General features: G+C 67.8%; 9 protein-coding genes. 7 read left to right on the forward strand and 2 right to left on the reverse strand.

Annotation, left to right across the window (positions count from 1 at the left end; all coding sequences use genetic code 11):
• Positions 1-527 (forward strand): HNH endonuclease (locus ACYSM9_RS21455; RefSeq protein ID WP_461858972.1); only part of this gene is annotated, 527 nt, incomplete at its 5' end.
• Positions 528-649: 122 nt separating this feature from the next.
• Positions 650-1,267 (forward strand): uracil-DNA glycosylase family protein, encoded by a 618-nt coding sequence (locus ACYSM9_RS21460; RefSeq protein ID WP_454483834.1) that lies wholly within the window; start codon positions 650-652, stop codon positions 1,265-1,267.
• 48 nt (positions 1,268-1,315) lie between these two features.
• Here ACYSM9_RS21460 and ACYSM9_RS21465 read toward each other — a convergent pair whose 3' ends face one another.
• The gene (locus tag ACYSM9_RS21465) at positions 1,316-2,560 is read right to left on the reverse strand and encodes a type II toxin-antitoxin system HipA family toxin (protein WP_461858973.1); all 1,245 of its coding nucleotides are present in this window, start codon (positions 2,558-2,560) and stop codon (positions 1,316-1,318) included.
• On the reverse strand, positions 2,557-2,820 hold the full coding sequence (locus ACYSM9_RS21470) for a type II toxin-antitoxin system Y4mF family antitoxin (protein ID WP_461858979.1): 264 nt from the start codon (positions 2,818-2,820) through the stop codon (positions 2,557-2,559). Before ACYSM9_RS21470 ends, ACYSM9_RS21465 begins: the two co-directional genes overlap by 4 nt.
• A 229-nt stretch (positions 2,821-3,049) precedes the next feature.
• On the opposite strand from ACYSM9_RS21470, the gene ACYSM9_RS21475 reads away from it, so the two are divergent.
• The 5 genes from ACYSM9_RS21475 to ACYSM9_RS21495 are packed head-to-tail and all read left to right on the forward strand — an operon-like array spanning position 3,050 to position 7,724.
• Complete coding sequence (locus ACYSM9_RS21475) at positions 3,050-3,808, forward strand: phosphatase PAP2 family protein (RefSeq protein WP_461858974.1); 759 nt, start codon at positions 3,050-3,052, stop codon at positions 3,806-3,808.
• Between the two features lie 10 nt (positions 3,809-3,818).
• Positions 3,819-4,448: a DedA family protein gene (locus ACYSM9_RS21480; protein ID WP_461858975.1), complete on the forward strand. Its 630-nt coding sequence runs from the start codon at positions 3,819-3,821 to the stop codon at positions 4,446-4,448.
• A 41-nt stretch (positions 4,449-4,489) separates the two neighbouring features.
• On the forward strand, positions 4,490-5,197 hold the full coding sequence (locus ACYSM9_RS21485; RefSeq protein ID WP_461858976.1) for a FadR/GntR family transcriptional regulator: 708 nt from the start codon (positions 4,490-4,492) through the stop codon (positions 5,195-5,197).
• Positions 5,198-5,230: 33 nt separating this feature from the next.
• Positions 5,231-6,295: an asparaginase gene (locus tag ACYSM9_RS21490; protein ID WP_461858977.1), complete on the forward strand. Its 1,065-nt coding sequence runs from the start codon at positions 5,231-5,233 to the stop codon at positions 6,293-6,295.
• A gap of 7 nt (positions 6,296-6,302) precedes the next feature.
• The gene (locus ACYSM9_RS21495) at positions 6,303-7,724 is read left to right on the forward strand and encodes an aspartate ammonia-lyase (protein ID WP_461858978.1); all 1,422 of its coding nucleotides are present in this window, start codon (positions 6,303-6,305) and stop codon (positions 7,722-7,724) included.
• Positions 7,725-7,828: the final 104 nt, after the last annotated feature.

Raw genomic sequence — 7,828 nt, forward strand, 5'->3', positions numbered from 1 at the left:
CCCCCGGCACCGGGGAACTGGTGGCGATGGACTCCAAGGCCAGGCTCTTCCCGCCCGGATTAAAGCGCTTCCTCCAGGTCCGCGACGACACCTGCCGCACCCCCTACTGCGACGCCCCCATCCGCCACCACGACCACATCATGTCCTGGCAGAACGGCGGCCCCACCACCGCCGTCAACGGCCAAGGCCTGTGCGAAGCCTGCAACCACACCAAAGAAACCCCCGGCTGGACCACCAAGCCCCTTCCCGGACCGCGCCACACCGTAGAAACCACCACCCCAACCGGACACACCTACCGATCAACCGCCCCGCCGTTACCGGGAACACTGCAAGCGGGCACGTCAGCAGCCGCCCCCACGCCACACGCGGGCACATCTCCCCTCACAACAGCTGCTCCGAAGGCCGTCCCGCCGACTGCGCGGAGCCGTCGCCGTGCCTGCGATGCCCAAGGCAAAGAGTCGCGTCAACACGCCATGGCCGGGATTTCCCAGGGCGTGCGCCAGGAACACCGCTTCCACCAGCGCTGATGCGTCAAAGACCGCCGGGATTAGGGGTGCCCCTAATATTGCCCCTGCCCACCCCTACCCCGGGGAGCGTAAAGTGGCATCGGACGCCTGATTCTGGACGCTTCGCTGCTTAGGGAGAGATCGTGACTATTGATTGGGACGAAAAAAAGGCCCTGCTACAGGAACCCAACATTGCCAAAGTGACGCAGCTTTGCGATGAACTGATGGAAAAGAAGCCCGGATCCACCGTCCCCTATATCGACCCCGTCCACGACGAAGATGAATGCAGGATCATCAGTCTCCACCCGAGCCCCGGCAAGGGCACTGAGTCCGGCTTCGTCTCCCACAACAACGACGACGAAGCCGCCCGCCGGGCCACCCAGATCTACGAACTGGCCGAACTCGACCCCCGCTACGTGATGCCGTGGAACGCCTACCCCTGGGTTCGTGAAAGCGGCAGCCCGTCGGCATTGAGCGTCCAGGAGAAGACAGACGGCCTCCGCCCCTTCCGCCAGTTCCTCAAAATCAACGCCCGCGTCTCGGCGATCATCGCCCACGGCACGGATGCGTCCACCTTCCTGACCCTGTTCGAGAAGACGTACCACTCGTCGCTGAAGAACGCCGGCATCAAGATCTATAAGGCGACCGCACTGGGCGGCAGGGCTTTTGCCGTCTCCGAGGCCAAACAGGAAGAGCTCCTCGCCAAGAGCGTGGAGGTCTACCGCGATGCCATGCAGCGCGCCGGTATCCAGCACCTGTAAACCAGAGCCCGCGTTTGCGCTCCTGGCAGGGTCTGCTGGGTGCGCACGTTATCCATCGAATAAACGACGACGGTGCTTGAGCTCCTTGACCCACGCCCGCGTGACCATATCCGGAAAAGGTGAGCCGCCGTCGTGGTTCCCTTTGGCGCCATGCACGACGGCGAATGCCGTCCCCGCCTGAAGGTCGGCAAGCAACGGTCCCGATGCCGCCAGGGCCAGCTCCGCCACCTTGGCGGCCGCGCGTTCCGGAAGTCCCAGCCCGGCCGCCCAGCCAAGGAACTGGCGGCGCGAGATGCCCGACCGTTTGCCGTCCAGGGTCAGCGCCAGCGTCTTGTCGCCGTAGACCACGGTGGAGGGGATGTCGTACACCGGCGCAACGGTCCACTCACCGTGCGGCTGCTGCACCATGGACAGGTTCTTGGCGTGGAGGTCACCGTTGCCGCTCAACCACGCAAAGGCCACCTGGATGGCCAGGTTCCGCAGGGCCGGCAACGGCGCGGCGCAATGATCCGCCAAAGCATGGCAGACCTGCGCATAACCCACGTTGTACTTGTCGGCCGGATACAGCCTGAGCACCTGCGCGGCGTCTTCGACCGCCAAACGCTGAACGGCGTCCGCTCCCCCACCGGGCAGCGGCACCCTGTCGAAGCGCTCCACCAGCAGGCCGGGGCGCCCCCCAACATCCCGGATCAGCTCCACCCGGCTCAACGGAATCCGCAGTTTGGCGGCGTAGCGGAACATCACCAGTTCGTTCTCCACCACGTGCGGGAATTCGGGGGCGTTCAGTTTAAGGATGTACCGCCGCCCGGCCCTGGCGACGGGCACCGAAATCATCCCGGCGGACAACTTGTCCTGCACCCCGGCAAGCGCCACCGGATCAATCAGGTCCGGGTCCCCCAGGAGCTGGTCAAAGTCAGCCGGCTGTTTCGGATCGAGCTCCACTGCGTGCTCGTCCGGGTCCAGCGGTTCGCCGTGCCCCACAATCTGCACGTCCCCCACCGGATTTGCGCCTGCCGCAATGAGCAGGGAGAGGTCGTCGTCGGCGCTGGTCTTGATGGATCGCCGCAGGGCATTGAGCCGGCGGCCCTCCGGCAACAGGCCAGTAAAGTACGGCGGGGCAGCCCCCGCCGCGGACACGACAGGTTCGCTCGCGAGCGGCAGGGAACTGGCGACGGCGGGTCCCCCGCCGGCGAGGTAGGAGGGCAGGTAACTGAACTTCGTGCCGCCGTCGTGGCGCTCGAGGCGGGCCGCCAGGACGCCGGCCTTGTAGATGTCCGCGACCCGGTGCCTCATGCGCCGGCCCCTTCGCCGCGGTCCGGGACCTGTCCCGCGCGGGAGAACACGCTGGTACGGCCGCCGATCTCCAGTTCAAGGCCCAACGTATCCAGCACGGCAACCAGCGAGTCGAGCTGGATGCTCGGCTTGCCCTGCTCCACGAACCGGACGAAACGCTCCGAGACTCCGGCCATGTCCGCCAGGTCCCGCTGGGTTAGCCGAAGCACCCTCCGGCGTGCCCGGACCTCGGCTGCGAGTCGGCCCGACAACTCCTTCATATCCACGATCTCCCTGCCCGATAGGCATGAACGTGCCGATTGGCTCTGCTAACAACCATAGACCCCGGCGACCGGCAAGCAAAGAAGGAATTTCGGCACGAACGTACTGAAATGTGCCAGCTGAATAGGTGATAAAACGAGGTCCCTTGGCCGTTCACAGTCTTCTTTCAGGCACAGGTGCGCATACTCAAGGTGAACCAACCCTCCGCGAAAGAACCAGGCCAGCACCGTGACGCCCTCTGCCAGACCGCACCCCAACCCATCGCCCGCCCCGCAGGTTCCGGCGGTCCGGATGGCAGCCCTCCCGCAGCTCCGGCACTGGATCGCGGTACCCGCCCTCGCCGCCGTCCTGATTGTCGCCGCCGGGCTGGCCCTGCGGTTCATCCCCGCGCTCACCGCTTCTGACATGGCCGTCGACGCCGAGCTGAGCCACGACCACACACCGCCCCTCACCGGCATTGCGCTGTTCATCAACACGGTGTTCAGCCCGCCCGGCGGAGTGCTGATGATCGCGGCACTTTGCCTGTACCTGTTGCTGGTGCGGCGAAGCCCCGTGAATGCCGCGGCCACCGGGCTGGTGGCGGCCGGCGGCTGGGTCAGCAGCGAGCTTTTCAAAGTACTGGTGGCGCGGCACCGCCCCGACTCCACCGCCCTGTTCAACCCGCTGCTGCCCGAGCCGGGCACCGACAGCTTCCCCAGCGGCCACACCGCCCTGGCCGCCGCCCTCGCCATCGCCTTCTTCCTGCTGGCCCGCGGAACCCGGTGGCAACGCCCCGCCGCCATCCTTGGTGTGGTCCTGGTGGTGGCTGTGGCACTCTCCCGCGTCTACCTCGGCGTGCACTACCCCACGGATGTCGTGGCGTCCTTCCTCACGGCGGCAACCGGAGCAACGTTCATCACCGGCCTGTGGAACCGGTTCGGCCTGGCGGTGCTGGCCAGGATCCCGTTCCTGGCAAAGCTCGGTCCCGTCCCGGCACCGCAGGCCTAAACTTGCTCCCATGACGGCCTTCATCGATGGCCTCCTGAACGTCAGTCCGCTGGTGGCGTACATCGCGGTCTTCTGCCTGGTGTTTGCCGAGGACGCATTGTTTGTCGGCTTCGTCATTCCCGGCGAAACCGCCGCCGTCCTGGGCGGCGTGGTGGCCAGCCGGGGCGAGGTGCAGCTGCTGCCCATGATGGCCCTGGTGGTCGCGGCAGCCATCATCGGGGACAGCGCCGGCTATGAGGTGGGAAAGCACCTGGGCCAGCGGATCATCGCCTCCCGGCCCCTCGCCCGGCACCAGGAGCGGCTGGGAAATGCCCAGGATTTCCTCCGCCGCAAGGGTGGTTCCGCCGTCTTCCTGGGCCGCTTCACAGCGTTCTTCCGCGCCGTCATGCCCGCCCTGGCCGGCACGTCGCGCATGCCGTACGGCCGGTTCTTTGCCTTCAACGCCGCCGGCGGCGTCACCTGGGGCACCGGCTTCGTCCTGCTGGGCTTCCTGGCCGGCAACTCCTACGAAGCCGTCGCCCAGGCAGCCGGCCGGGACATCGCCGTCGTCATCGCCGTAGTGGCGGTGGCCGGGCTCATCGGCTGGCACTTCCGGTCCCGGCGGCGGCAGCGGCGGGCGGCCCGCCAGACGAAGGGGTAGGAAAGTTTGACACAGACTGTGACCGGTGCCATATTTAAAGCGTGAACCTGTCAGACAGCCGGACAGCAGGACAGCCTGCGGCCCGTCCCCTTGCCCGGCTGAGCGCCGCCGAGGCGGTGTTCAACGCGATCCGCACGGACATCGAGTCCGGTGCCGTGCCGGTGGGCAGCAAGCTCAGCTCGGAGGCCATCCTCTCGCAGCAATACGGCGTCAGCCGGTCGGTGATCCGCGAGGCCCTGCGGTCCTGCACCGCTCTGGGCCTGACGGTCACCAGGACCGGCAAGGGCACCTTTGTGGTGGCCAGCAAAGTGGCCAACGACCTCACCCTCGGCCAGTACTCGGCTCGGGACCTTACCGAGGCCCGTCCGCACATCGAGGTCCCCGCCGCCGGGCTTGCCGCGCAGCGGCGCACCCCGGAGGAGCTGGAAACCCTCCGCGACATCGTGGCCGCCATGTCCACCGAATCCGACCCCGAATCCTGGGTGGCCATGGATTCAACCTTCCACGCCGCGATTGCCCGCGCCAGCGGCAACAAGGTCTTCGCCAGCGTCGTCGGGGACATCCGCGATGCCCTGGCCCACCAGTCCGAGACGCTCAACATGGTGGCGGACCGGCAGCATGCCTCGGACGTGGAACACCAGGAAATCCTTGCCGCGATCGAGGCAGGCTCCGCCCAGGACGCCCGCGCCGCCATGGCCCGGCACCTGGAGGCCGTCGGCGCGGCACTGGACTCCATCCTCAACAACTGACGAACCAAGACCCACCCGATACCCAAGGACGCCATGCCCTCCCCTGCGTTTTCCGCTGCCCGCACTGCTGACCCGGCCGTCCTGGCCCTGCCACGGCACACTCCCCTCGTGGCCGCCGTCCGCGACGGACTGGTGGAGAGTGTCCACTACGGCTCCGCCATCGCCCTGGGTGCAGACGGCTCGGCAACAGCAACAGCCGGCGATCCGCAGGTGCCCTTCTACCCCCGCTCGTCGCTGAAGCCCCTGCAGGCCGTCGCCATGGTCCGCGCCGGTCTGGAGCTGCCGGCCGACCTTCTCGCCCTCGCCGCCGCAAGCCACTCCGGCGCCGCAGCGCACCGCGACGGCGCCCTGCGCATCCTCGAACTGCACGGGCTCGCGGCCTCCGACCTCGCCAACAGCGCGGACCTGCCTTACGGCACCGAGGAGCGCGAGGACTGGCTGCGCACCGGCGGGCGTGCCACCCACGTCACCCAGAACTGCTCCGGCAAGCACGCGGCCATGGTGGCCACCTGCGCGATCAACGGCTGGCCCGTGGAAGGCTACCTGCACCCGACGCATCCGCTGCAGCAGCTCGTGGCCCGCACCGTCACGGAGCTGGCCGGCGAAGAGCCGGCCGCCGTCAGCACCGACGGCTGCGGCACGCCCCTGTTCGCCCTGACCCTGACCGGCATTGCCCGCGCCTTCGGCCGGATCGCGCTGGCCGCCTCCCCGGCAGGAAAGAACGACGGCGGCAGTCCGGAAGCCGCCGTCGGGCTGGCCATGCAGCGGCACCCGGAGATGGTGGCCGGCGAGGGCCGCGACGTCACCGAACTGATGCGCCTGCTGCCCGGCTCCGTGGCAAAAGACGGCTTTGAAGGCGTCCAGCTGGTGGGCCTGCCCGACGGCAGCGCCGTGGCCGTCAAGATTTCCGACGGCGGCGACCGTGCCCGGATGCCGGCCACCGTCCGGCTGCTGGAAGCCCTGGGCGTGGACACCGAACCCTTGGAATCCATTGCCACCGCCCCGGTCCTGGGTGGCGGCCACGAGGTGGGCCGGCTCCAGGCCACCGATTTCCTGAACCAGGATCCCCTGTCCGCACCCGTCAACGAAGCCCTGTAAGGACACCATGACAACCATCGAAACCGACGCACCCGCGCAGGTCCGTTCCGAGCACGACCTGCTCGGCGACCGCGACGTACCGGAGCACGCCTACTGGGGCGTGCATACCCTCCGCGCCGTGGAGAACTTCCCCATCACCGGGCAGAAACTGTCCTCGAACATGCACCTGGTCCGCGGCCTGGCCGCCGTGAAGCTTGCCGCCGCCCGGACCAACCGTGAATTGGGCCTGCTGGACGCCGAACGCGCCGATGCCATCGAGCATGCCTGCCAGGACGTCATGGCCGGCCGGCTGGCCGACCAGTTCGTGGTGGACGTCATCCAGGGCGGCGCCGGAACGTCGTCGAACATGAACGCCAACGAGGTCATCGCCAACCGCGCCCTGGAAATCCTGGGCCACCCGAAGGGCGACTACGCGCGGCTGCACCCCAACGACCACGTCAACCTCAGCCAGTCCACCAACGACGTGTACCCCACGGCCGTGAAGCTGGGCACCATCTTCGCTGCCCGGGAACTGCTGGCCGCTCTCGAGGAACTCGAGGCAGCCTGCGCCGAGAAGGCCCTGGAATTCCGCACCGTGGTGAAGATGGGCCGCACCCAGCTGCAGGACGCCGTCCCCATGACGCTGGGCCAGGAATTCGGCAGCTACGCCGTCACCATCGGCGAGGACCGCCTCCGCCTGGCCGAGGCCGAGCTGCTGATCCACGAGATCAACCTCGGCGCCACCGCCATCGGCACCGGCCTGAACGCCCCGGCCGGCTATGCCGAGACAGCCTGCCGGCACCTCGCGGAGATCACCGGGCTGCCGCTGGTGACCGCCGTCGACCTCATCGAGGCCACCCAGGACGTCGGCGCGTTCGTGCACCTGTCCGGCGTGCTCAAGCGCGTGGCGGTCAAGCTGTCCAAGATCTGCAACGACCTCCGCCTGCTCTCCTCCGGCCCGCGGGCCGGCTTCGGCGAAATCAACCTGCCCGCCGTCCAGTCCGGCTCCTCCATCATGCCCGGCAAGATCAACCCGGTGATCCCGGAGGTGGTCTCCCAGGTGGCCTACGAGGTGATCGGTAACGACGTCACCATCACCATGGCCGCCGAAGCCGGGCAGCTCCAGCTCAACGCCTTCGAACCGATCATCGTGCACAGCCTCCACAAGAGCATTTCCCACCTGGAGGCAGCCTGCCGCACCCTTACGGCCCGCTGCATCCGTGGAATCACGGCCAACACCGAGCACCTCCGCCGCACCGTGGAGCAGTCCATCGGCCTGGTGACCGCACTGAATCCCCACCTCGGCTACGCCACCGCCACCGCCATCGCGCAGGAAGCACTTGGCACCGGCAAGGGCGTGGCGGAACTGGTCCTGGAACACGGGCTCCTCACCGACGCCCAGCTCCAGGAACTCCTGAGCCCCGAACGCCTCGCAAACCTCAGCAAGTAATCCCCACCCGCCTTGTAAGGACACCCCCATGACAAATACCCCGCTCCCAGACCACGTTATTGATGGTGGTCACGCGCATGCGTCCGAGACCTCCCTGCACGCGG

It is taken from the genome of Arthrobacter sp. C152, from assembly GCF_054890965.1.